Origin of the sequence: Musicola keenii, from assembly GCF_014855505.1 — a bacterium.
GTDB lineage: Bacteria > Pseudomonadota > Gammaproteobacteria > Enterobacterales > Enterobacteriaceae > Musicola > Musicola paradisiaca.
The window spans coordinates 29,363-52,936 of the sequence record NZ_JAAWVW010000008.1 but is presented as its reverse complement, the minus strand read 5'-3'; the positions used below and the strand labels follow the sequence as shown (position 1 = coordinate 52,936).

17 protein-coding genes and 1 tRNA gene are annotated in these 23,574 nt (G+C 51.8%); 4 read left to right on the top strand and 14 right to left on the bottom strand.

Annotated elements, in window-relative coordinates; translation table 11 throughout:
* Positions 1–7: 7 nt before the first annotated feature.
* On the bottom strand, positions 8–1,222 hold the full coding sequence (locus tag HEP82_RS10550; protein WP_192458043.1) for a Tm-1-like ATP-binding domain-containing protein: 1,215 nt from the start codon (positions 1,220–1,222) through the stop codon (positions 8–10).
* A gap of 277 nt (positions 1,223–1,499) precedes the next feature.
* On the opposite strand from HEP82_RS10550, the gene HEP82_RS10545 reads away from it, so the two are divergent.
* Together HEP82_RS10545 and ansP are read left to right on the top strand one after the other, a co-directional pair.
* Positions 1,500–2,129, top strand: coding sequence for a TetR/AcrR family transcriptional regulator (locus HEP82_RS10545; protein ID WP_192458042.1), 630 nt, complete (start codon positions 1,500–1,502; stop codon positions 2,127–2,129).
* A 340-nt stretch (positions 2,130–2,469) separates the two neighbouring features.
* Positions 2,470–3,927 carry an L-asparagine permease gene (ansP, locus tag HEP82_RS10540; RefSeq protein ID WP_192458041.1) on the top strand — a complete coding sequence of 486 codons (1,458 nt, stop codon included), beginning with the start codon at positions 2,470–2,472 and terminating at the stop codon, positions 3,925–3,927.
* 89 nt (positions 3,928–4,016) lie between these two features.
* Here ansP and HEP82_RS10535 read toward each other — a convergent pair whose 3' ends face one another.
* The gene (locus HEP82_RS10535; protein WP_192458040.1) at positions 4,017–6,170 is read right to left on the bottom strand and encodes an ornithine decarboxylase; all 2,154 of its coding nucleotides are present in this window, start codon (positions 6,168–6,170) and stop codon (positions 4,017–4,019) included.
* A gap of 593 nt (positions 6,171–6,763) precedes the next feature.
* Here HEP82_RS10535 and HEP82_RS10530 point away from each other — a divergent pair.
* Positions 6,764–6,839: transfer RNA gene (locus tag HEP82_RS10530), tRNA-Phe, on the top strand.
* 228 nt (positions 6,840–7,067) lie between these two features.
* On the opposite strand, the gene HEP82_RS10525 is transcribed toward HEP82_RS10530, so the two are convergent.
* Positions 7,068–8,024 (bottom strand): tyrosine-type recombinase/integrase, encoded by a 957-nt coding sequence (locus HEP82_RS10525; RefSeq protein ID WP_192458039.1) that lies wholly within the window; start codon positions 8,022–8,024, stop codon positions 7,068–7,070.
* Between the two features lie 11 nt (positions 8,025–8,035).
* Entirely contained in the window at positions 8,036–9,541 is a 1,506-nt protein-coding gene (locus tag HEP82_RS10520) for a TraI domain-containing protein (RefSeq protein WP_192458038.1), read from the bottom strand.
* A gap of 101 nt (positions 9,542–9,642) precedes the next feature.
* Between HEP82_RS10520 and HEP82_RS10515 the strand changes: the two genes are divergently transcribed.
* Complete coding sequence (locus HEP82_RS10515) at positions 9,643–10,209, top strand: hypothetical protein (protein ID WP_192458037.1); 567 nt, start codon at positions 9,643–9,645, stop codon at positions 10,207–10,209.
* Positions 10,210–10,304: 95 nt separating this feature from the next.
* Here the strand turns inward: HEP82_RS10515 and HEP82_RS10510 are convergent, their stop codons facing one another.
* The 10 genes from HEP82_RS10510 to HEP82_RS10465 all read right to left on the bottom strand — a co-directional run bounded on the left by HEP82_RS10510 (position 10,305) and on the right by HEP82_RS10465 (position 23,391).
* A complete protein-coding gene (locus tag HEP82_RS10510; RefSeq protein WP_192458036.1) occupies positions 10,305–12,047 on the bottom strand; it encodes an ATP-binding protein in 1,743 nt (580 codons plus the stop codon).
* Between the two features lies 1 nt (position 12,048).
* Positions 12,049–13,191, bottom strand: a complete 1,143-nt coding sequence (locus HEP82_RS10505; RefSeq protein ID WP_192458035.1) for an SIR2 family protein — start codon at positions 13,189–13,191, stop codon at positions 12,049–12,051.
* Positions 13,192–13,427: 236 nt separating this feature from the next.
* Entirely contained in the window at positions 13,428–16,937 is a 3,510-nt protein-coding gene (locus tag HEP82_RS10500; RefSeq protein ID WP_192458034.1) for a DEAD/DEAH box helicase, read from the bottom strand.
* Complete coding sequence (locus HEP82_RS10495) at positions 16,921–17,700, bottom strand: Hachiman antiphage defense system protein HamA (RefSeq protein ID WP_192458033.1); 780 nt, start codon at positions 17,698–17,700, stop codon at positions 16,921–16,923. Before HEP82_RS10495 ends, HEP82_RS10500 begins: the two co-directional genes overlap by 17 nt.
* Positions 17,701–18,443: 743 nt before the next feature.
* Complete coding sequence (locus HEP82_RS10490; protein ID WP_192458032.1) at positions 18,444–19,358, bottom strand: hypothetical protein; 915 nt, start codon at positions 19,356–19,358, stop codon at positions 18,444–18,446.
* Between the two features lie 77 nt (positions 19,359–19,435).
* Positions 19,436–21,391 carry an ArdC-like ssDNA-binding domain-containing protein gene (locus HEP82_RS10485; RefSeq protein ID WP_192458031.1) on the bottom strand — a complete coding sequence of 652 codons (1,956 nt, stop codon included), beginning with the start codon at positions 21,389–21,391 and terminating at the stop codon, positions 19,436–19,438.
* A 74-nt stretch (positions 21,392–21,465) separates the two neighbouring features.
* Complete coding sequence (locus HEP82_RS10480) at positions 21,466–21,951, bottom strand: hypothetical protein (RefSeq protein ID WP_192458030.1); 486 nt, start codon at positions 21,949–21,951, stop codon at positions 21,466–21,468.
* 79 nt (positions 21,952–22,030) lie between these two features.
* A complete protein-coding gene (locus HEP82_RS10475; protein WP_192458029.1) occupies positions 22,031–22,309 on the bottom strand; it encodes a hypothetical protein in 279 nt (92 codons plus the stop codon).
* A gap of 90 nt (positions 22,310–22,399) precedes the next feature.
* Entirely contained in the window at positions 22,400–22,771 is a 372-nt protein-coding gene (locus tag HEP82_RS10470; protein WP_192458028.1) for a glycosyltransferase, read from the bottom strand.
* 338 nt (positions 22,772–23,109) lie between these two features.
* The gene (locus tag HEP82_RS10465; protein WP_192458027.1) at positions 23,110–23,391 is read right to left on the bottom strand and encodes a hypothetical protein; all 282 of its coding nucleotides are present in this window, start codon (positions 23,389–23,391) and stop codon (positions 23,110–23,112) included.
* Positions 23,392–23,574: the final 183 nt, after the last annotated feature.

Sequence of the window (23,574 nt, the reverse complement as noted above, 5' to 3'; positions counted from 1 at the left end):
TTTCTCCTTATTTCAACAGACTTCTGAACATAGCCACCGCCGCACTGGCAAATTGCGGGTCATTAATGTGATACGGCAAGCGGATAATCTGACGTTGCGCCGTCTGTTCAACGGTATCTTCCAACGTCTGGATGAACGCCTGGCGGGCATCAGGATCCCAGAACGCCTGCCCTGGCGCGTCCAGAGCGGAGACCCCGCCCTCCGGGATCAAGAACCGCACTTCACCTTCGCAGCGGTTGAGTTTATCGCCAATCCACCGAGCCATTGCGGCATTCTCTTCCGCCGTGGTGCGCATCAGCGTGACTTGCGCATTGTGGTTATAGAACAACCGATGGGCATATTTTTCCGGGATCGTCGACGGATGGCCGAAATTCACCATATCCAGCGCGCCGCAGGATGCAACGTAAGGCACTCGTGTGCGGGCAATGACATCGAAACGTTCAGGCAGGCAGGCCAGCACGCCGTCAAACAGCAGATCACAGACCTCAGTGGTCGTCAGGTCAAGCACGCCGGATAACAGACCGCTGTCGACCAGTTTCTCCATTGCTCTGCCGCCGCTGCCGGTGGCATGGAACACCAGACAATCAAAATCCCCCTCCAACTGGCGAGAAACGTCTTGGATACAGGGGGTGGTGACGCCAAACATTGTCAGGCCAATCGCGGGCTTATCCTGAACATCGTCCGGCGCAGTACGCCATTTTACCGCACCGGCGATCTGGTGGGCGGCATTGGCCAGCACCTGCCGGGAAATGCGATTCAAACCGGAAACATCCGTCACTGAATACATCATGCAGATATCGCTAGCGCCGATATAGCCGGATACATCGCCTGACGCCATGGTAGAAACCATGAGTTTCGGCACGCCGATCGGCAGCGCCTGCATAGCCGGGGTAATCAGCGCTGTACCGCCGGAACCGCCAAGCCCAAGTAAACCGGCCACATCGTTACGGGATAGGATGAAACGCTCGAACGCCAGCGCCATGGCATTGATAGCGCGGCCGCGATCGCCGCAAAATACGGCCGCAGCACCTTGAGGATGACAGGCGGCGACCTCTCCGGCGCTGATATCAGCGCCAGTCTGTTCTGTCAGTGCATGAGTGGAAAGATCTACCGTCACGGTTTCTAACCCCGCATCAGCGATTAAACCCCTCACATAAATCAGTTCTTTTTCTTTAGTATCCATGGTTGCCGCGAGATAGACACGGCCAGAAACATGTTCCATTACATCTTCTCCCGCTTGACACGATTAAATCAAAAAAACAACATAAGATATTAATTTATATGAAAATTATGATTAGCGTATAAAACATGAACTATAATGAGACTGTGGTTTCAAAACATCAATTCATTAATTATTTAAATGAGACCTGAATCTCATTTAAATATTGCTATCTCATACAGCTATCATTACATTGACATGGCGATCACGTTCACGGCTTTGCTATATTTGGCGCAATCTGATGCGATAAGCCGCAGCTAACCATTTAAAAATACAACGAATGAGGTTATACGTGACTGAACAGGATAACGGTCTCTCCTCCACCCGTGCACGAACCCGGCGCTTGCTGATCGACACGGCGATGACCCTGTTTGACCAGGGCGTGTTCCCTTCCATCACTGATATTGCCGCGCAGGCACAACTTTCCCGGGCTACCGCCTATCGTTATTTCCCAACCCAAAGCGATTTGGTATCCGCCGTCGTTGCCGAAAGTCTGGGCCCGATTCTCGACTGGAATCCGACCCATCCCGATGCACTGGAACGCATACTCGAACTGCTGAATTTCGCTTATCCACGTATGTTTCAGCACGAAGGCGCGCTGCGCGCCGCTCTGCATCTTTCTCTGCAACAATGGGCCGACAGACAAGCCAACCGGGAAGCCAAAGAAAAATTGGTGCGCGGCAACCGTAAACGCCTGCTGCACATGGCTACGCAACCGCTGGAGGGGCAAGTGCCCGATGCCATTCGTCAGCGCGTTATACACGCCTTATCGCTGATTTACGGCTCCGAAGTCTTTTTGGTCTTCAAGGATATTTGGGGATTGGACAATCAGGAAGTACAGGACATTACCTGCTGGATGGCGAAAGCGATTGTGCGTCAGGCGCGCGAAGACGCTGAAAATAACCCGTAGGACGTGATGCAAACGATTGGTTACAGTCATAAGCAAATTCTATATCAAAAAATATATCGAGATGACATTCCTTAAAAACCCCAAAATCATAGAATTTAACATCATAGAAAACCAAAAATACAAAATATAAAAACACAACAATCCCTGCGAAAGCGCAGAGAATTTTTGCCTCCCGAAAAAGGAAAAGGTAGCATCTCTGCGCTTTTCAGCCCGGCTAAACCAGGAATCCGGTGCCGGATGGTTCGTACTACCACCACACACCGCGCCCGGCGGGCACCCATCCATGAGAAAAAAATCCACTTCATTCTCCTGAATGACAGACAAGGGAACCTCACAGGTAATGAACCAACACAACACAGACTCAGAACACCATGCCAAACGCCGCTGGCTCGATTCACACGAAGTCGGTTATCACAAAAGCATGGGCAATCGCCAGGTACAGATGATCGCCATCGGCGGCTCCATCGGCACAGGTCTTTTCCTTGGGGCTGGCGCCAGATTACAAATGGCCGGCCCGGCGCTGGCGCTGGTTTATCTGGTATGCGGCATTTTTTCGTTCTTCATCCTGCGCGCGTTGGGCGAGCTGATTCTGCACCGACCGTCCAGCGGCAGCTTCGTCTCCTACGCACGGGAATTTCTCGGCGAAAAAGCGTCTTACGTCGCAGGCTGGATGTACTTCCTCAACTGGGCCATGACCGGCATTGTAGATATCACTGCCGTCGCCCTGTATATGCACTACTGGGGCACCTTTGCCGATATCCCGCAATGGGTTCTGGCTCTGAGTGCATTAACCCTTGTCACCACCATGAACATGATTGGCGTGAAGTGGTTTGCCGAAATGGAATTCTGGTTTGCACTCATCAAGGTAGCAGCCATTTCCCTGTTTCTCATCATCGGTACCCTCTATCTCGGCACCGGCCATCCGCTGGATGGCAACCCGACAGGTATCCACCTGATCTCCGATAATGGCGGCATGTTTCCGCACGGTTTACTGCCCGCACTGGTGCTGGTTCAGGGAGTAATTTTCGCCTTCGCCGGTATAGAGCTGATCGGTACCGCCGCCGGTGAATGCAAAGATCCGGAAAAAACGCTGCCGCGTGCGGTCAATAGCGTGATCTGGCGTATCGGCCTGTTCTATGTGGGATCGGTAATTTTGCTGGTATGCCTGCTGCCCTGGAACGCCTATCAGGCCGGACAAAGCCCGTTCGTGACCTTTTTCAGTAAGCTGGGCGTGCCTTACATCGGCACCATCATGAATATCGTCGTGTTATCGGCCGCGCTTTCCAGCCTCAATTCCGGGCTCTACTCCACCGGACGCATCCTGCGTTCGCTGGCATTGGGCGGCTCCGCCCCCAGGTTTATGGGCAATATGAACGCACAATCCGTTCCCTACGCCGGGATCTTGGTTACTGTCTGCATCCATGTGATCGGTGTATTTCTGAACTATATCGTGCCGTCTCAAGTGTTTGAGATCGTGCTGAATGTGGCGTCCATCGGCATTATCTGCTCCTGGGCGTTCATTGTTATCTGTCAGATGAAACTGCGTCAGGCCATCAAGGCGGGTAAGGCGAAGCCGGTGGCGTTTCGCATGCCGGGCGCGCCCTTTACATCTTGGTTATCGCTGGCGTTCCTGGCGGGCGTGCTGGTACTGATGGCCCTGGACTACCCCAACGGTACCTGGACCATCGCCACCGTTCCCGTACTGGCGATACTATTGATTCTGGGCTGGTTCGGGCTGCGCAAACAAAAAGAGGAAGCCAATCGGCTTCGGGCGGAACACGAAAACGCCGTCGGCTAACCGGCAAGGGCGACCACTGACCACCCGCTTTCGAAGCAACCGCAGCGCTTGCTGCGGTTTATACAGGGCGGAGATATCCTCCGCCACCGTTACCCGGCAATAACGTAAGCACAAAGACGTTTTTCACCGTCCTCCTGCGCCACGCAGTACACCCCTTGCAATTCCGGTGCGAAACCCGGCATCAGATTGACCCCCGCTTCCAGCGCCAGAAAATATTGCAACGCCGCACCGCTCCACACTTCACCCGGAACCACGCAGAGCACGCCCGGCGGATATGGCAGCGCGCCTTCCGCTGCGATGCGCCCTTCAGCTTCATGCAGCGGCACCAGTTCTACATCGCCGCGAATGAAGGCGCTATGTGCATCCTGTGGTAAAGCCATCATCTGCGGGAACGACGCTTTGCGGAACATTTCTTTCTGCAAGCGTTTCACATCATGGCTCGCGTAAAAGTCGTGCATTTCCTGACACAAACGACGCAGGGTATAACCGGCATAACGCTGTTCGTACTTGCGATACAGACTTGGCAACACCTCGCTCAACGGCGCGTCCCTTGCGATCAAGTGCTCAAACTGCACCAGCGCAGCGACCAGACGCTCCATCTTCATGCGATCTTCCGCCGGGGTCAGCAGGAACAGGATGGAATTGAGATCGCATTTTTCCGGGATGATGCCGTGCTCCCGCAGGTAGTTGGCAAGAATAGTGGCAGGCACACCGAACTCGGTATATTCGCCGGTTTCGGCATGGATCCCCGGCGTCGTCAGCAACAGTTTGCACGGGTCGATAAAATACTGCTCCCGCGCATATCCTTCAAACGCATGCCAACTCTCGCCCGGTTCAAAATTGAAGAAACGCACATCATGCGCCATCGCTTCCGTCTCATGATCCTGCCAGCGTCTCCCCTCCACCATAGCGGGGACAAACGGCCTGATCAGAGAACAGTGCTCCAGCAGTTGCTTACGGGTTTCAATCCCCAGCCTGACGCACTCCATCCATAACCGACGACCACTGACGCCTTCGTGCATTTTAGCGTTGACATCCAACGCGGCGAACAGCGGATAAAACGGACTGGTGGATGCATGCAGCATGAACGCATTATTGAGGCGCTTATGAGGACAAAAACGCTTCTGCCCACGGATGTGGTTGTCTTTCTTGTGAATTTGCGACGTCTGAGAAAATCCTGCCTGCTGCTTATGTACCGATTGAGTCACGAAAATACCGGGGTCATTTTCATTCAACTCCAACAGCAGTGGCGAACATTGCTCCATCATCGGAATAAACTGTTCATACCCTACCCAGGCGGAATCAAACAGGATGTAATCACACAGATGACCAATACTATCCACGACCTGGCGGGCGTTATAGATGGTGCCGTCGTAAGTACCTAGTTGAATGACCGCCAGACGGAACGGGCGCGCTTCCTGCGCACGCTCTGGGGCCACTTCACGCACCAGAGAGCGCAGGTAATCTTCGTTGAAACAATGTGCGTCGACACCGCCGATAAAACCAAACGGATTGCGAGCGGTTTCCAGATAAATCGGTGTCGCGCCAGCCTGAATCAACGCGCCGTGATGGTTGGATTTGTGGTTATTACGGTCAAACAGCACCAGATCACCGCGCGTCAGTAGCGCATTGGTCACGACTTTGTTGGCGGCCGAGGTTCCATTCAGCACAAAGTAGGTTTTATCCGCGTTAAATACTCGAGCGGCAAACTTCTGCGCTTTTTTGGCTGCACCTTCATGAATCAGCAAATCGCCCAGTTTGACGTCCGCGTTACAGATATCGGAACGAAACAGATTCTCGCCGTAAAACTCGAAAAATTGACGCCCTGCCGGATGCTTGCGGAAGAACTCGCCCCCCTGATGCCCGGGACACGCAAAGGTGGTATTACGCATGCCGACATACTTGGCAAGCGTATCGAAAAATGGCGGTAACAGACGCGCCTGATAGTCCGCCGCGGCTTTCTCCAACTGGATAGCGTGCTCACCGGCGGCATCCAGACTCAGCCATTCACTGCCCGGCGGCAACGTTTCCTCGCTGTTGTGCCAGGGTTCGCGTATGACAAACGCCGGGATGCCGAAACCGGAATGGTGCATCACCGACAAGAGGCCGCTGCGGGCTTCCTCCACCGAGACCACCACTGCTGCGATGTCGGTAAAATCGGTCTGACTGAGCGCCACAACCGGACGCAGGGTGATAAGACGGGAGGCAACCGCCGTATTAGCCGCAATTTTTAACTGTTTCATGTAACCAAACCCAAACGGTTAAGAATGAGTGTACGTGCCTGAAAGACACAGCGCAGGGATAATCATCCCGAAAACCACCACGATGCCGACCAAAAACGACAGGCGTATGACTCCGCGCAGTATCGCGGGTCAGGGCTGGAAAAGTTGGGACCAGCACCATCCGATAGACATCAGTAAAATCAGAGACGACGCTCTATTTTTAATCATGCCTAACAGTGGGCGTAATGACGCCTCACCGCATGGTGGCTGGGGATAATCGGAACGAACGGGATGTGGACAATAAACGACGGGAACATGGCGACATCATCAAGGCACCGGCGCGAAATGACTGCGCCACGAACATTGAATCCGACATATCAGCAACCCTCGTAACCACAGGTGAACGGTAAGTTAAAAACCGCGCAATAGTGGCATTATTTTTCGTCGAATTCAAGAATACGAAATGGCTTGGCGGCTCAACCCGCAACAAAAATCACGGTTCTGTATTAATAGCTAGAAAAGCAAAATGTGTTGTCTGAAAATAGAGCAACCACACTGCCTTTGACAGAAACTCGTTGACGCCGTGCAGCCAATACGGTTTAATGCGCCCCGTTGCCCGGATAGCTCAGTCGGTAGAGCAGGGGATTGAAAATCCCCGTGTCCTTGGTTCGATTCCGAGTCCGGGCACCATTCTTCAGAGCCTGTTCGTTACGAGTATCCGCTCATAACGGGCAGTCAAATGGGTCCGACCTTGAAACTGTGTTCGTGTTGACAAGTACACACAGTGAAGAAGTTGAGACTCATAAACCGGTGCATATTGACGTATGCACCGGTTTCCTATTGCCCGCGAAATACTTACAACTTTTCCTTTTTCTGTCAAGCCAGTGTAAAGAACAAAGTTAATCTGTCCTTAGTCAGCTAACAGCGCAATTCCCCCTCAAGCGCCGCCCGGATACTGTCGATATTTGACTCCACGTACTCTAACGTCGTATTCAGACTGGAGTGCCCCAGCAGGTTTTTCACGATCTGCAGGTTCCTGTCCGGGCTCTTCATCATTTCGGTGGCCAGCGTATGGCGGAAACGGTGAGGGCTGATCGTAAAACGGCATTCGTTCGACAGTCGGCGGAAGAACGAGCGCAGTGGAATCTCTGACATTGGCACCATGTCATTGCTCGCTCTGCCAATAAATCGATAAACATTAAACAACTGCTCATCCGGTTGCGCCTCGCGTGCGACCGATTCCTCTATCAGCCGACTCAATCCCTGGCGTAGCACAGAAATTATCGGCACCCGGTGTTCGCGATGATTTTTCGACCCTTCCGGGCGCAGATTAATTATCCCTGTTTCCAGATTCACATCACTCAGACGAATGTGCAGCAGCTGATTCTGCCGCATACCCGTATAACGCAACGTATCGAGAACCGTTTTCCAGAACCAGGCAGGATACAGTGCGCATTCATTAAAATTCACCCCCATCCCCTGACGCTCCAGCTCCAGATGCTGCTCCATGAGGCGATCGATCGCGTCCAGTTGTCCAGCAGCCAGTGTCTTCTTGCGCTTCATGTCGGGCCGTGTAATCACATTATTAAACGGATTCTCGGTATGGGGCAGCAATCGTGTTTTTATGCCGTGATTAAATATCGCACGCATATGTGCCACCTTGTTATTCCAGGTTCTTGCCGATACTTTCTTTTCTGTCAGTAAGTGTCGACGCCAGTGCAATACTGCCGCTCTGTCCACACGACACGGCGGCATATCAGATGCAAACCGAATAAATGAATTTGTTACCTTGCGGTAACTCCACTCCGTAGCCGGACGTAACGATTTAGAAAAAAAATAATCGTCCAGCAGACTCTCATAACCAATATCAGTCATGTAGATTGTCCTTAATTATTAGGTGAAACATATGGGCTGCTATTTACCAGCCTGCTTTTGCATTTAGACAATGCAGTAATGGGTATCATATAACCTGCTATTTTTTCATATTGCCCTGCTCTTTCCTGATTATCATAAATACGATAGGTATAAATTCCTTTCCCTCCGCGTGTATGGTGGTAGCTGGAGGCTTCAAACGATTGCTGCAGCGCAGATTTATCAATGTCGATACCTGATGATGATAAATACTTAAAAAAACACTCTGGCGTTTTCAAAAATAAAAACTGACTGACGACATGAGTAAAGCTATCTCGCTCATTGACAGAAATAGAACCCGAATTAATCCCTTCGACAATCCACTCAAAAAATAAACGACCGTACTGCTTCTCACCATGCTCACCCGTTGGCTCATTGCCGGAAATGGATTCCTTATCTTCCGCTGACGAAAAAAGCTGACGATCAAGTATCGACAGTGTGTCAATATCCGCATCACCCGACGCAGTATCCTGCTGTTGTTGATCGCTATCTTCAGCGCTTTCTGGAGAGTGCAATGCAGAAACCAGTTCATCAGGACTGATACTCATTGGAACGTCTGGTTCCTGAGTAGCCAATACCGGCACGTTGTCAGCAATCTGATTATCACCAGGCTTATTATTATAATTATTGTTTTGTTTTTCTATTTCGCTTTTTATCCCCATTGATACAGGATGTTCATCAGAATAGTTCTCAGTATTCTGAGATATACTGGTACTCGTTGGCGTTGCAATTAACTGTGTTGCATGGCTTTTTTCCCCAGAAAGACCACACCTTTCCCATGCATTACCAACAATGACCGAAACCATCCCGCCCGCCCGTTCATCAAGATATGACAACAACGCTTGTAATACGGGTGGCCATTGAGACAGCCAGATGAGTGCCGACTGTGGAAGTAGCCGACCGGCAATCATCAGACGCCAGTAATGCAAAGCTGATACATCAGACTCCAGACGAAACCGATACACATCAGTCGGGGGTATTAACGCAGGTAACCAGGGCTTGCCATTACGCATTTCGCCCCTGACAGAACTTAGCTCACCAGCCAGACTGAACAGTGCTGCGTAGTAGATAACCGTACACCATGCAGAACTCTGCGCCGCCTGCTCTTCCGGCGGTGCCCCTGGTGGCAGCAAGTGAGATTTTGACAATCTGACAGCACACACCGACACAGACAAAACTGCATCCAGTAATCCACCACGCCTCGCATATTCACCTGATGCCAGCGGCAATGACTGAGCCAGCTCGGCGACGTGGCGCAGAGGAGCAAGCCACAATGACTCAAACATGTTGGCTGATAGCGGACAGTTCTCCCACAGCGCTTGCATGAGTCGAGGCCTGCCTGCAGAAGACAGCAACTCATCGGCCGAACAAGGGGCTATCCAGCCGTCGGCTGATGCACCCGCACCTGCGGAGACACCGGGGAGGATAATCCCTCCGCGCGGTGACAACCCTGATACCTGTTTTTTCAGCCAGCCAAGCATAATTTCCCCTTCTCACCTGAAATGGGGCTATTAAGCTATGAGGCGCTCTCCATCCATCAATCACAATTTCATTTCATGGCTGAACATAAAAAATGCTTGTTATGCTACTGACTATCCTGATATGGGAAATATTCCTGTTATTAACAACACTGGTGGTTATCATTCCGTCGTTCTCTGTGCCGACTCCACCTATCGTTGAGTTAACAGCCACCGTCACATTGCTCTCATTAATTCTTCCACCAATAGTTTTAAGAATAGGGTATTGGCTGGTTGGCCATATAGACCGATCCTATTTCATTGTCAGAAAACTTCGTCGCCATCACACCGATACTGTTGCTATACACGTCAACAACTTTAGAAATATCCGTAAACTTCGAACCTTACCGACCGACCTTGAACAGGCATGGAATGAACTCATCGACCGTATTAATGAAATCGCAAACGGCGACACCCAGGTTGTGATGCAATCACACCTGTTCACGCGCAGTAAAATCAGACGACTGAAACACACATTCCCGGGAAAACGCATTTACATCAGATCATGGCGAATGTCCGGATGGCAGGAAGGCTTTTTCAGGGCCACGGAGCTCTGTAAGCAGTGGCGTTATCCGCAGATTCAAGATAGTGGCTATATGCTGGTTATCCGTTCCCGCCGATCCCGCAACTGAAAAAATCATCGCCCAAAGCCTTAGAATTATTCAACAATAGCGGTGTTATGAACAGTCAACGTCCCCAACAACGTCATTTTGATCGCCTATTAATATCATTTGCTCTGATACCTCCATTTTTTAACCACATCGCTGATTTTCTTGATCGTCATCGCCTGTTGCTGCCAACCTTTGTCGAAATCGACATCGTTTGAGCGAGGAAGTTGGTCATCGGCTAAGCTTCGAATCATTACTCTTGTGGGCAACATTGCTGCCTGACCAACGAAAATGGCCTCTTGACGCCTTAAACCGGAAAGCATTTTGGTTAAACCGGACATTGAATCAGGTAACACACTGCGAACATGCTCGCGGTCGGCATCATTGGTTATTCTGAGCACAATCCATGAATTGCATTGTGACAACACCGTCGCCTCAACTTCGCTAGGTCTTTGCGACACCAACAATAAACCAACACCATATTTACGCCCTTCTTTCGCAATCCGGCGAATTGCAGACTGAGCAGCCTCGTACTGAGCTTCTCCACGATTAGGCACATAACGGTGAGCTTCTTCGCAAACCAAGAGAACGGGACTATCTTGACGCTCAACTTCTGTTTGCCAGACTTTAATCTGAAAGACAATTCTAGCTATTGCGGCACTAGCAACGCCTGCTACTTCATTTGGTACACCTGAAAGGTCAACAATCTGAACGGTAGTGTTTTGTGTTAAAAATTGACTGACGATCGCGGGTAACGGATCTGTTCCATTATCCCAGTTTTCCATCATAAACTTGAGTCGACCATCTTTTAGTAATGAGTCTATCTTGCGAATAACTTTGCTGTAATCCTCATGGGCTTTTTTCTCTGTCCCTTGTGGCCTTTGCAGATTAATAGCCCCTATCAATCCTTCTGTATAAAGGTCACCGTTTTTCTTACCATAATGATCAAGCCCGCTACTGTCACCGATAACATAAGGAATGGGTGAATCAACTGTTAATTGCCCTTTGTCGAGTCCAATCTGCTCTGCTGCCTGCTCACGTACAGTAATTAGCGCATTTTTAACGATATTAGACTGTGACGTAGCTGCAAACTCGGTCTTACCGATAAACAAACTCAGTGACTCTTCTAAATTAAGTAGCCAATACGGTAGTTTCAGTGAACCATCATCAGTTGATAAAGGTTGATGCTGAGGGAAAGCTTTACCGTACTCATTATGTGGGTCAAGAATGATGATTTGCGGATGCCAGTGCTCATGTTTAGCTATCTGACCACGTTCGAGAATACTGTGAATAACAGCGGCAACTGTGCCTGATTTACCTGCACCGGTAGAGCCTAGAATGGCCGTATGTTTGCCTAGCAACTCATTGAGCTCTGCGTAGCAAGGAGCACCACCAGATCCAACATGTTCACCAAGTTGAATAACGGCCCCTTTAGCATCACCGTAAATAAATCTGAGCTCTGATTTTGGCGTCAGGTAAATGGTCTGCTGTGGCAGCGGGTAAGTGGCAACACCACGTTCAAAATCAAGGGTAAACTCGCTATCTCCCTTTCTGCGCCATTCGCCCTCACCAAATAAATCCGCCTCAATAAGGCGTTCATCGGAAGAGGCAACGGGCAAGCCCTTTTCAATCTGGTAGTCCGCCTTCATGCGTAACCGACTAACTAGACCATAAATAGAACGGCGGCCAAAATGCACTTTGATGATTGAGCCAAACTGCCCAATCGGATAGTTCTCACCAGCAAAAACTCGTGAAAGATCTGAAATAGCAGGATCGAGCTCGGCGATAATACGGGAGCCATCGACTTCGATAATTTTCCCGATGGATAGATTCTCAATGGGTTTTATGTAATTGTTATCCATATCAAATACCTCCTTCAAGGATCTGAGTTAGGTTTTCAAACTTCCACCACTGAATGCTATTGGCGGAGACCACTTTCTGCTTGGCGTGGAAAAAACCTTTATCGGCGAAAATAAGTACTTGCTCGTTGATCGAATTATCTTCATGCCAAGTCTGTAATACGCCTCTAGGTTCTGCGTCGCTGGTAAACGCAATCACAGTAAGGTTTCCATTTGAAGCCTTTAAACCACGTTCGATTTCAAGGTTGATATGTGCATCACCAAAGCTATAGCCCGTGATCAGTAAGACACGTTGGCTACCATATTGCGGATTTAAAACCGCTCTCGCTCTATGCATTAAATTCGCGTAGGGGTCGAGTTGAGTTTCACGATACTTAGTCGAAGCCGGCCAAATCATAATTTTTGCGGCCTGCTCTTGACTACGCTTCAAGTGCGGAGCAATACGTAACGGTGTGGATGCCGAGGAATTCTCAGCCCAATTGATTGAACCATGCAATTTAAACACCCGGGCATCCAGATTGCTCTGTTCGAACGTCGAAGGGTTCCACCATCCTGATACACCACCTTCTAAGCCATCAGCGTAGCGTAATTGTGAAAGCGCCAGCGAGTCTTCAATTAACGTATCGTAGTTCATCACTAGGTAATCTATGGCACTCGGCAGGCTGTCTTTACCTGGTCGTATTGGTCGATGCAATGCCTGAACAAAACGCTCGTGTATAACCGAGTCAACTTGAACATTAATAACGCTAAAAATCGCCAGTTTTATCTCGCTTATAGTTTTCAATAGCTGGTCGTTACTATATTCAGTGCCACCAATAGCCACATTGCTAGCTATTACATTGCGGTTTACTCGACGAGCCGTGATGGCAAGCCAATCGACCAGTTCGCTTAAGTAGTCTTCAATGTGCGACGCTGGGTTTGCGCCAGCAAAAGAAGTTTGTATAGCAGCCAATATCTGCTTTGAATCAGCTGAGAGCTCCTTACTTTGTAGTGCTTTTTCTGTGAGCTGGTTTGTTAACGGTAATCCTGCACAGGAACTAGCCCCAGCGCCCAGCAGAACTGCTTTCGAGTGTGAGAGCAGCCCTTCGAGCTTGTTGATTGCCTCTCTGAACTCCTTTTGTTTAAACACAGTAATATCGAATGCCATACGCTATCCTTTAAAGACGGAATCATTGATGCTTTGAGTTGGTGTAATGATTCATTTCTGTTGTAACTTCGAATTCCAAATCACGATTCATGTATGCACATAAGTACGCGAAGTCATGCACATCCTTTCGCAAAGTATTACTGGATAGTCATCAATCAAGTAACATATTTATAAATAATGTTATTTCAACTGAAAGTCTGCGGTTGAGCGAATTCTGACTCATTCATTGACATGTACTAAACCATTAGGTCGTCGGGCCCCAAATACACTATGTCGATCAAACCTACGCATTGAGACGTTTGGGCCCGAATCAGACCAGCTATCCCTAATTCAAGTTCAGTTCGCACAGTCCCCAGCCGCACACCGTCCGTAGCAAGCACACGTAGCTGACCTGCCCAATAATGAAGTTGAACTGGGGTTCCTGGCAGTGGCGGTACTTCGCGCCATGCCACTTTCACACTGTACCGGCGCTCTGCCCAGACGCGGTTCGTGCGCGGAGTGAAGCTTTGCACAAACTCCATCCACATCGCCCTTGTCTCTAGTGTCGGCCAATCATGTCTTGCGCTCCACGCCGCAAGTTCATCCGAACCGAGCCAGTGCCGAAGTTCTTGGGCTGTTTGGAAGGTCGCGCCACTGTCTGCGACAGCCTTTATAGCACCGAGCCGAGAGTTAAACCCCGCCTGAATGAGGATCGCAGCCGACCTATTCAACGTTCCGGTCTCAACGGCAGCCACCGCAAAACCAAGCTCATAGTCCTCAAGAGAAAGGAGCCCGTCAATGGTGTCGCCGTTGGCAACTCCACGCACCCGAATGGCCTCCATCGCCCATGGGAGACGGTAGACAAGGCCCCCCTCAATGAACTGCAGCGTCTCCGACTCCTGCCCGGCGGCAATGGCGAAGAGAGGTTCGCCGAGAAGCCAGGCACGGAGAATATCGCGCCAATTTTCCAGCATAGGATCCGGTATGAATGGATAGATGACGAAGACGCGTTCCGCAATCGCTGTAATTGCAGCTATCGCCGCCTCGGCATCACTATTGAGAATGCTGCCGTTGGCCTGAATCAGTAGAAGATTCGCATCCTCTGCAATGGCGTCCAGCGCCTGACCAGTTCCTAACCCTACGCCGGCCAAGAAGTAGCCTCGGCGGCGCGCTGCGGTCGATTGGCTCCAGATATGCTGACTGCGTGAAACCAAGCCGGCCTTTAGAACCTGCTGAATCTGCTCGTTCTGTCGCAGAAGACGGCGATGCCACAGAGAGGACTGGAGGATGTCGTCCAATGCCGCCGTAACCCCATCGTCCGGAATATCGTTTTCGCCAATGAGACTCAGGACGGCCGTGTCGAGCGTTGCAATATGCTGCTGCCAATCCGAAAGGGCTCGTTCGCGATCTTCGGGGCTCTCGTTCGTTACTTCCGGGAAGGTCCACGCCGCGGCGTTGTTCGCGACATAGTCAATAAGCTGATCCAGGTCACCACCGATTTGGGCTCTCATGCGGAACAGCAGTGCCGCGACGAGTTGCACCAGCCCACTCTCCATATTGCGAGCGCCGAGATCATTGATGAGAGTTTCCCAGTTGCTCCGCTTTCTCGAAATCTCGTCGAACATGGGGAAGAGCACGACGCCTTCGACGTCGACATAGGCCCGGCCGGCCCGCCCAATCACGTTCTTGAATTCGGAGATGTCGATCCTGGTTCCCGCTCGGTGGAGGGAGTGCATGACCACAACGGTAGCGGACAAGTTCAAGCCTTGAGCCAAGGTCGGCGAGGAGATAGTGACTTTGAGGATATTGCTACGCAACAGGCCTTCGATCTCCTTCCGGTAGGCCGTTGGCAAAGCCCCGTGATGGAGCGCCACTCCGAGGCGCAGGCACTTGAGGATTGCACTGTTCGGGCCCAGCCATTCCTCACCAAGCGCTATTGCAGTAGCGAGAACAGCAGGGTCTGCTTCCAGCAACGACCGCAGCGCTCCGCGCTCATGAAGGTCGACAATCACGTCCGCAAACGGTTCGACGCTACGTCGTTCCGGGCAGAAGATGAGGACGGTCTGCCCGTCGTCTACCAGCCGCCAAGCTGTCGCTAGGCAGAGTTCTCGTTGATCGTTTGGAAAGAGCCTGGTTCGGCGACGCTTGGGCGGCACCCAGGTTGGCGGCGCCACTCCCGTAAGAAAGCGCTGAACCCATGGGCGCTCTTCGCCGACGCGGAGATTCAGGCGCGCATTGGGGGTCGCCCAAACCACTTCGCCAAACCGCAACCGGGTTGGACGCCAGTCATGTTTGATCAAGCCGCCAGGATGGTCTCGACGCAGCCATCCGGCGAAGTCGTCGAGTTGATCGCCGTCAGGAAGAATCGCCGAGAGACACACGATGCGCCGCTCATGTGCATCAGCGCGTCGGAGAAGCCGCTGGATTTGAACCTCGTAGCGGACCTCCCGCTCATTCAAGCCAATCATGTGCCCTTCGTCGAAGACAAGTAGGCCAACGTCATCGAGGAGAGAGGGGTCGTTGCGGAGCGCAAAGTCGAGTTTCTCCGGTGTCGCGACAACGATGTCACTTTCCCGTATTGCATCCTCGTCAAAGCCGCTGACTCCGATGCTGCCATAGAGTGCTGAAATCGTCTTGCCGAGTGGGCCAAAGGTTCTCTGAAGGGTTGTTTCGGTCTGCGCGGACAGCGCTCGCAGCGGCGTGATGAAGGCTACGCGCTTCCCGCCGGCGAGGCAGCGCAGAATGCATAGTTCAGCGATACGCGTCTTACCCGCGCTGGTAGGCAAAGAGACAACCAGATCGTCAGCTTGATCAACCGCGCGGTTTGCCGCATCGATCTGCGAAGGCCAGAGATCCACTTCGGCTTTCGGGCGACGCAGCAGCAGCGCGATGAATAATTCGCGGAGTCTGGGCCAATCGTTCGCCTCACCGCCTGTTGGTTGATGCGGAACCCTCTCATAAAAGGTAGTCGACCACAGATCGGATAGGAGGTGGATGGCGATGCGATATGACCACCACTGCGGGAGCATATTCATCTCGCTGCAGATGGCCAGTCCGGTGCGGAGTCGCTCCAACGCTTGTTCTAGCAATGGTCGCTCGCCACGTTCAAGTGCGAGCAGGAACAGGGCTATCGCTGCCATGAAGGTGTCGGTCAGCGCAATGTCAAGGCCATCGAAGACGAAGTCTTCGCCGCCCGCGATATTGGCCGCAGCTTCAGCTTGATTGAAGCTTTCCTGGATTCTGGCTGTGATTCGAGCATCACTACCTTCGCCCGAGGCTCGGAAATCAAGCACGGTAACCCGCAGCGAGTCGAAGTTCCGCCTCATCAACAGGGCGAGGACACGCTCCATAGGCGCAAAATTCTCATCCGCTTCAACAAGGGTCAGTAGCGAATAGGCACGCGCTGACAGATGTGCAAGGTGATAGCTCGCTGCTGCCATGATGAAGTGGAAGTCGCGATCGACTTCCCGGCGATTGCCCTTTGCAATCACAGCTTCTAAGGCTGTACCCGCCTGCTCGAAGGCGGTCCGGGCTTGAGCTGCATCTCCGCCGAGTTCTCGCAGGCGAAGACCCAGCCCAAAAAGGGCGTAGCCATAGGAATACAGGTCATGGCCAAGCTGCGCAGCAAAAGCCGGAGCATCTGGCGGGAGCACCCCATCTCTCCAGATGATTGCTCGCGCCTGACCGCGCGCGATGAGACGGCCTCGGAAGCCGGCAGTCGCCGCCTCCGTGATGTCAGCCGCGATTGCTTCAGGCGTTGTTGGCATTGGCAATTACTCGGTCGTAGACTGCGTCGATGAAGGCGGCGTGCCCATCCACGCGCAGGCCGACGCCCCACTGGGTTATCGGCCCAGGATAGGCTTGAAGAGACGCTGCTAATAACGCATCCGGTGCGTTGCCGGAAAAGGTGAAAAGCAGATGGCGGACGTTCTGCTGCGGAATGCCGTGCTTCAACAACGCGTCGTCGATCGCGTCGGCGAGTGGCAGTTGGTTCAATTCGAGCAGGCGTGCCGAGATAAAGGACAGCGCATGCGCAGATGGCAGACCGCCATCCTTGTCCAGGGCAGCCCTCGCCTCGGTAAGGACTTGGGCGGTCAGTGCGACGCGACTCTTTGCCTCCGTCTTAAGGAAGTGAAGACGTTGAGTCTGAGGATCTTGAAGGATGCCGATGACGTCATCGCCTCGCATTGCCATATTGCGATGGTCTTTCCATCGCAGCCGCTTGATCGGAGCACGATAACCTCCGCTATGCGCATCGATCCACTCAGTAGCGTAAATCTCTCCAAGATCTCCGGAGCGGATCGCCTTCGTGGTCGCAAGCTTGCCCTGAATTAGCGCAGCCGCTTCCGGTTTACCTAGCCGTACTAGCGCTCGCGCGACTTGCTCTTCAGATGCATAGTGCGCTGGCACAATAGCAGCAGTCGCCTGGATCGCCGTCGGAAGGTTTGCTTCCTGCACGTTCATGACCTTGCAGGAATGATTACCTACCTGTATTTCTTCCATGAGGCACCAGTTGTCGAAATGCACCACGTCCCCCATTCCATAAAGATCTTTTGCAGTCTGCGGAGATGCATCGCATTCCTACATCCTATACCGGATCACTATTGCTATTGACTCAACTAACTCGTCATTTTGTAGACACATGGCAACGCACGATTTACAAGTTTGACCCAGTGCGCATCGCTATTGGCTCGATTCATATCTGATTTACAGAAAGGTTACCGTGCGCATTGCATCTGGATATGTAGATTTGCGGTGGCTCTGCCTCAAATGGTTAGAATGTACCCGAACTTGATATAGGGTACAGCACTTTTACTGTGATATTGTGAACCAACATAGATTCGTTTGAATTTTAACTCCGTCATCTCTTGAGTTTGAAATTACTGTAGTGGCATAGCCTTGTTGGCTAACGCAACCACCGCGATGTTTTTGTTTATATGGTCCACTAGCTTTGTATCAGCCTATCGTCTTTGTTCTGGGCGTTCTGACCAAAGCCCGAACTCCATGGTTCAACAAGCTGCGCCACCACAGAAAGAGGGGGGGTACCGCAAGTCAGTGCGACAGTCATGTCAAGCAACACGTTTTTGCTATACAGATGGAGCGTTCAGAGACTGACTGATAGAATGCGTGGCAAAATTGAGAAGCAGGCATAGAGGCGTAATCTTACTTGGTGGAACACTAAGTAGATCACAACCTTCTATGCCTGTCTTTATTTATGGGGAGCCGTTAGGCCATACCGTTACGCCATAAGGCGCTATTCATGTAAATCACTGTCAGGCTGCGACTCGCAATTCAGTCACTTCCCTGACTTGTTGTTCGTTTGATTTTGCCACATCAAACTGCACCCTCACCCACTCGATGGCGTCTGCCACCACTTCGTGGTAGTCGTAACTGGGTATGCTATCCAGGTTGTCAACGTCGACATCGGCCAGGAACGACTCCATCTCGATACCGTTATTGTAAAATACCGTTGCCTGTACACAGACTGGCGTAACGATACCTTCCGCCACCTTATCGATATACTGCACAAGATAGTCGGGGTCGAACTCGCATATATCTATCTCCGATAATTTCTGCGGTCGGCACATTACATCAATGTGGCCGATCGAGAGCTGAAACCGCCGGATACGTCGTTCGTCAAAGTTGCAGCGGTGAAAGAACCGGTTGAGCTGGTGATAACAATGCCTGCTGATGTCCGCCAGTTTTTCCCCCAGATGCGTCATAAACGCAATCCAGTGTGAAACGGTTTTTGCAAACAGTCCCCGTGGGATCTGCTGTGCCGGACTCACATCCATCTGCCCCGCCATAGTCAGAAAATCTTCATCCGTCAGTTGCAGCAGCGCCTGGTAGTCCGGACAAATCAGCGTCATGAACCGCCCACTGTTCTGCCGGTGCATATACGGTAACAGTGAATAGTTCTGCTCCCGCTCGCTCAGGGCCTGCAATCCCTGGATCCAGAGAGACAGATAACGCCGACTACGCTCACAACGCGCCTCATTGCCGGGCTTTTGAGCCAGCTCGGTCAGCGTCGCTTCCATCACTGGCAACAACCGCTCCCGGGTGAATATCAGGCTGGCGTTAACATACCCTTCCAGCCCATCACCAACATTCCAGTCCAGTTCATCACTCTCCAGCTCCAAACCGATGGCCCGAAATTGCTGGATAATGTACATATCAATCAGTTCCATAACATGCTCCGTCAATGAAAAAGCCAGAGCATTCCCGCCAGGAATGCCCTGACGGGTTAGAAAAAATCAGTTAAACGTTACGCCGCTTCGCCCTTTGCGGGAGCCGTCGGCACGACATCGTGACGAATGCCTTCATCCCGGGCCAGTTTGTAACGCCACAGTCCCAGATGGTACATCGGCGTTACCAGGTGACGACTGAACTCCTGGCTTAACGAATTACCAATAACGACCACGGCCGGTAATCCCAGCAGGGATAACTGTACGTAGGTCATCATGGCCGCTACCGGATCGAGGTCGACACAGTGTGCGAACATTTGCTTCTGCGGGTTTAAACCTTCATCCCGCATGGCCTGGTACATGCCGATGATCATCGCCCCACCACCACAGGCGGGATCAGACACCGTCACGTACTCGCGTTCGCCGCTACGCAGCGCTTCAGCCATCGGTACCATCTGTATTTTGCCCACCATGTAACTGACAGAATACGGGGTAAAATACTGCCCTATCCGACTGCTGCTCAGTTCCAGCTCCATGAATATGCTGCCAAGAAAATCACAGACCTCATACTCCAGCCCCAGGGTCAGGATCCCCATCAGCTCCGCCAGTCTGGACGCATCCTCTTTTGAGTAGCGTTTGACCCGGCGCATATAGTCCGCTTCCAGTTCTTCATTTTTGAAGATGCTGTTGTACAACGAGATAGCCGCCATATGCACAAAGTCACTGAACACCTGCCAGCGGTTTTCATAGGGCGATATACGTTTAAACAACGCAACAAACTGACTGCGATAAGCATTACGGCCAGAGCCTGACGTTGCAGCCGAGGGCAACTCGACTACGTTATCTGCCGGATCATCACCATCATCCTCAGGGTCATCATTGGCCGCATCAGGTACCGGTTCGACGGCAGAAAGCGCCGGCGCAGACAAAGGCATCATCGCGTCATCAGGCAAAGACAATTGCCGCTCGGTCTGCCGCCGGTATACCGTCAGCGCCGTCGGGCACACTTCAGCCAGAGCCAGGACATCATGCGCCAGTGTCAGTGATGCACGAGTCAGCGTTGAACGACGTGGCCACCGATACAGCTCCGCCAGTGCGCTGATGGCCTGCCCAGGCGAATTGCCCGCCTTCAGATGCCCGATCACCTCACTTTCACACACCAGTGAGGTATCAGCGAAGGACTGGTCAAAATACTGCCCGGTCAGAAATGCTGCCAGTTCCTGCCAGCGCTCTACCGCCAGAGCACGAGGTTCACGCAACAGATAGCGTTGTACACGACTGGCTAACATGCTGGCACGAAAGAGCACTGATTCATCCTGCCGTAACCGACTCGTCAGAGCCGGCATAAATGACAATGACGATCTGAACCCTGACAAACGGCAGCGGGCCAACAGAAACGCGGTAGCGAGCTCTTTTACCAGTTCCCAGACCACATCATCCGGAATATTCAGCCGCTGTTCGTGCCCAACTGATGCCACCAGCAAAGGTAAAAGTGCCTGGTAAAAACCCACGTCAGTATCAAACTGTGTAACAGGTGGTATTTCGATTCGATCCGGGCCTGGCAAATAACAGGCCGGTTCAGATGTCATATCTTCCCGGAACACAATCGGCACCTCTGCCATCGACACCATCTGCTCCAGCAGCGGTAATTCTGCTCGCCATGGTTTGATGTCCGGTCCGCGATATTCCGCCGGCAACCCTTCGCACTGTGCCACATTGGCCACTTTCATCAGTGAAAGTGTGGGACGAAAACGCACTATCGTCGTCGGCCTGGCACTGTCAATCAGTCGCCCGCCGACCGCACGCAGTTCGTCACCGGTCAGCCACCGATTGGACGACAGCATGTTGTCCCTAGTGGCCTGCCAGAGCAGCAGAATGTTAATGCCGGAGAACATCTCCCCCGTCACGGCGTGCTCGGGGATCCCCGATGCAGGAAGTGGTGTATCAAGATGCCAGGGGATAATTCCACGTTTCATCAATGCCAGCAGCCGGCTATTGATAAAGTGAAAAATTTGTTGATGTGAAAAATGTGCCATGCTCAACCTCTCACGCAGCAGGAGAGAGGTATCCCCCGGAGGAGATACGCTCTCCCCGGGGGATGGTGTGGTAATTACTGTGCAGACGGCGTCTGCGGATGGAACAGACCAGTGGCAAAGCTCACCAGTCCCTGGACGTTGGCATAAAGCTGATGGGCTTTTCCGGTCAGATAAGTCACATCAATTATACCAAAGTGCCAGGCGGCCAGTGCGCCGGTAACCACGGTGGTCACTGCCAGTGTGCTCAGCCAGCGAAGACGGCGGCGGCGCAGTTCAGCACGTTTGATCTCAACCTGCTGGAACAGGAACAACCCCAGTGTCTGCAGCTCGGTGAAACGCTCAAACTCGGCATCACGCAACTGTTCACAGGCCTGGTCATACTGTGCCAGTTCCTGCGGGAACTCCGCCTTCAGGAAATCGCGATAACTCTCGTTTCGCAAAGAGCGGTAATGTTGATCGAATTGCGTTTGCAGCCATTTCTGAAACCGGGTGCGGGTTTCACTGACGATTGACGGCTCGGTTACTAAAGTCTGCAGGTTGTGATTAGTCATCTCGGTCATGGATAAGTCCTTGGTTTATTAAGATATAAAACGGCGGACTTACCCTGACGGATAAGTCCGCCAGGCGGTGGATATAACGTTAACTGCCCATCAGAATCGACAACTCACTGCCGTTATAGTGGAGCCGAAGTGGCTGCCATAATGGCACGATATTGTCAGCACTGCCGGGTGGCTCGCTGTATATCCCGAATGACGCATCAGTAACACCAGGCTTCAGTGCTGCCCAGGCTTGACATGATGCAATGAGTAGTGACTGAAAACGCTCGCCTTCACGCTGCGGCTCAGCCGGAAATGTAACAACACGATGCCAGACATCATCGTCGATGACGATAGCCGGCACACGAGGTACCAGGTTCATAGCAAACAACTCCAAATCGTATCGGAGCTGCCGGCATGATACGCGGGAGCCCCGGTATCATGGGAAAAGTAACAACAGAAAACGATGACGTTAGGCGACGTTGAGCACGCGATGGCGTTGGCCAAGCACGCGCTGCAGCATCTGATTTGCCATATCGATTGCCTCGTTTTCATCCTTGAGCTTTTTATCGCCCCACATCTGATCGGGCGACTCATCACCGAAATAGATCAGTTCGACGCCTGGCTGAAAATGGTTCAGTGCATCACGTATCACGACAGGCCGACCACAGGCCGCCGCATTGTCGCTCAGTAACCATTTTCCGCTGTAAACGGTATGGAATACCACGTTCTGCCGCTCACGATGGTTGTAATGCGTTGTCAGCAGCAGTTTCAACACGTACAACAATGACATCATTAACCAGCACACGCCTTTCCAGACCATGATGGCCAGTCTCAGAAGCATAGATATCTCCTCGGTTTAGCCCGTCAGAGAAACCACTTGTACACCATATACAGCAGACCAAACGCCAGTGAGCAAACCAGTTTTACCACGGTCATCATGCCCAGCAGTTTGAGTAGAGTTGAACGGTCACGTTCATAACACTCATCGCGAATAATTTGCCGAACAAGCCTTTTCTGCTCGTTTGTCAGTGAGTCTGCTGTGTCACCAGACTCAGATACTGAAAATGTAAAGGGCATCTGATACAGGGCTCCGCAAAGCGGGAACCTCGTTATCGGGAAAAGATCCCCGCGGGGTCAAAGGAAGGGGAAATCCGAATGGATTTCCCCGGTAACAGTAAATTACAGAGTGAAACGGTAGCGGTAAAACGCCATGTGTCTGGCCATTATACTGGCTTCTGCCAGTGCACGCCGTGCACTACGGAACTCTCCTACCGAAGCGAAGAATTCAGCGGCACGAGTACCGGCCCGGCGCTCCACATTTGCAACATACATCCCGTTACGACGTGAAATCACAGGGCGGAAACTCAGTTGCCCTGTCCGGTTGGTAAACCACTCCTGTTCGTGATCAGCAGATTTATTACGCAGTACGTTTATCAGCTTACGCAACAGTGAAATTATCATTGAAGTCTCTCCATCAAAAAAAAGCGGAGAAAACTTCGCCACGATCGGGGAGGTTTTCCCCGCGGTGGGTTAAGAAAATATCATGCTATCGTTGAGCTATCTGGTTCATTCAACCAGCTCAAGCGATGTTGTCAAAAATACGCATCAGTTCGCATAGAACATCCTCATACAGTCAATAAAACC

Excerpts from the sequence above, each read along its gene's own strand:
- HEP82_RS10520 (WP_192458038.1), bottom strand. The coding sequence starts at position 9,541 with ATGCTTGGCTGGCTGAAAAAACAGGTATCAGGGTTGTCACCGCGCGGA.
- HEP82_RS10475 (WP_192458029.1), bottom strand. The coding sequence starts at position 22,309 with ATGAACCTGGTACCTCGTGTGCCGGCTATCGTCATCGACGATGATGTC.
- HEP82_RS10490 (WP_192458032.1), bottom strand. The coding sequence starts at position 19,358 with ATGGAACTGATTGATATGTACATTATCCAGCAATTTCGGGCCATCGGT.
- HEP82_RS10470 (WP_192458028.1), bottom strand. The coding sequence starts at position 22,771 with ATGCTTCTGAGACTGGCCATCATGGTCTGGAAAGGCGTGTGCTGGTTA.
- HEP82_RS10525 (WP_192458039.1), bottom strand. The coding sequence starts at position 8,024 with ATGACTGATATTGGTTATGAGAGTCTGCTGGACGATTATTTTTTTTCT.
- HEP82_RS10510 (WP_192458036.1), bottom strand. The coding sequence starts at position 12,047 with ATGGATAACAATTACATAAAACCCATTGAGAATCTATCCATCGGGAAA.
- HEP82_RS10545 (WP_192458042.1), top strand. The coding sequence starts at position 1,500 with ATGAGGTTATACGTGACTGAACAGGATAACGGTCTCTCCTCCACCCGT.
- HEP82_RS10550 (WP_192458043.1), bottom strand. The coding sequence starts at position 1,222 with ATGGAACATGTTTCTGGCCGTGTCTATCTCGCGGCAACCATGGATACT.
- HEP82_RS10505 (WP_192458035.1), bottom strand. The coding sequence starts at position 13,191 with ATGGCATTCGATATTACTGTGTTTAAACAAAAGGAGTTCAGAGAGGCA.
- HEP82_RS10485 (WP_192458031.1), bottom strand. The coding sequence starts at position 21,391 with ATGGCACATTTTTCACATCAACAAATTTTTCACTTTATCAATAGCCGG.
- HEP82_RS10480 (WP_192458030.1), bottom strand. The coding sequence starts at position 21,951 with ATGACCGAGATGACTAATCACAACCTGCAGACTTTAGTAACCGAGCCG.
- HEP82_RS10500 (WP_192458034.1), bottom strand. The coding sequence starts at position 16,937 with ATGCCAACAACGCCTGAAGCAATCGCGGCTGACATCACGGAGGCGGCG.
- HEP82_RS10535 (WP_192458040.1), bottom strand. The coding sequence starts at position 6,170 with ATGAAACAGTTAAAAATTGCGGCTAATACGGCGGTTGCCTCCCGTCTT.
- HEP82_RS10465 (WP_192458027.1), bottom strand. The coding sequence starts at position 23,391 with ATGATAATTTCACTGTTGCGTAAGCTGATAAACGTACTGCGTAATAAA.
- ansP (WP_192458041.1), top strand. The coding sequence starts at position 2,470 with ATGAACCAACACAACACAGACTCAGAACACCATGCCAAACGCCGCTGG.
- HEP82_RS10515 (WP_192458037.1), top strand. The coding sequence starts at position 9,643 with ATGCTACTGACTATCCTGATATGGGAAATATTCCTGTTATTAACAACA.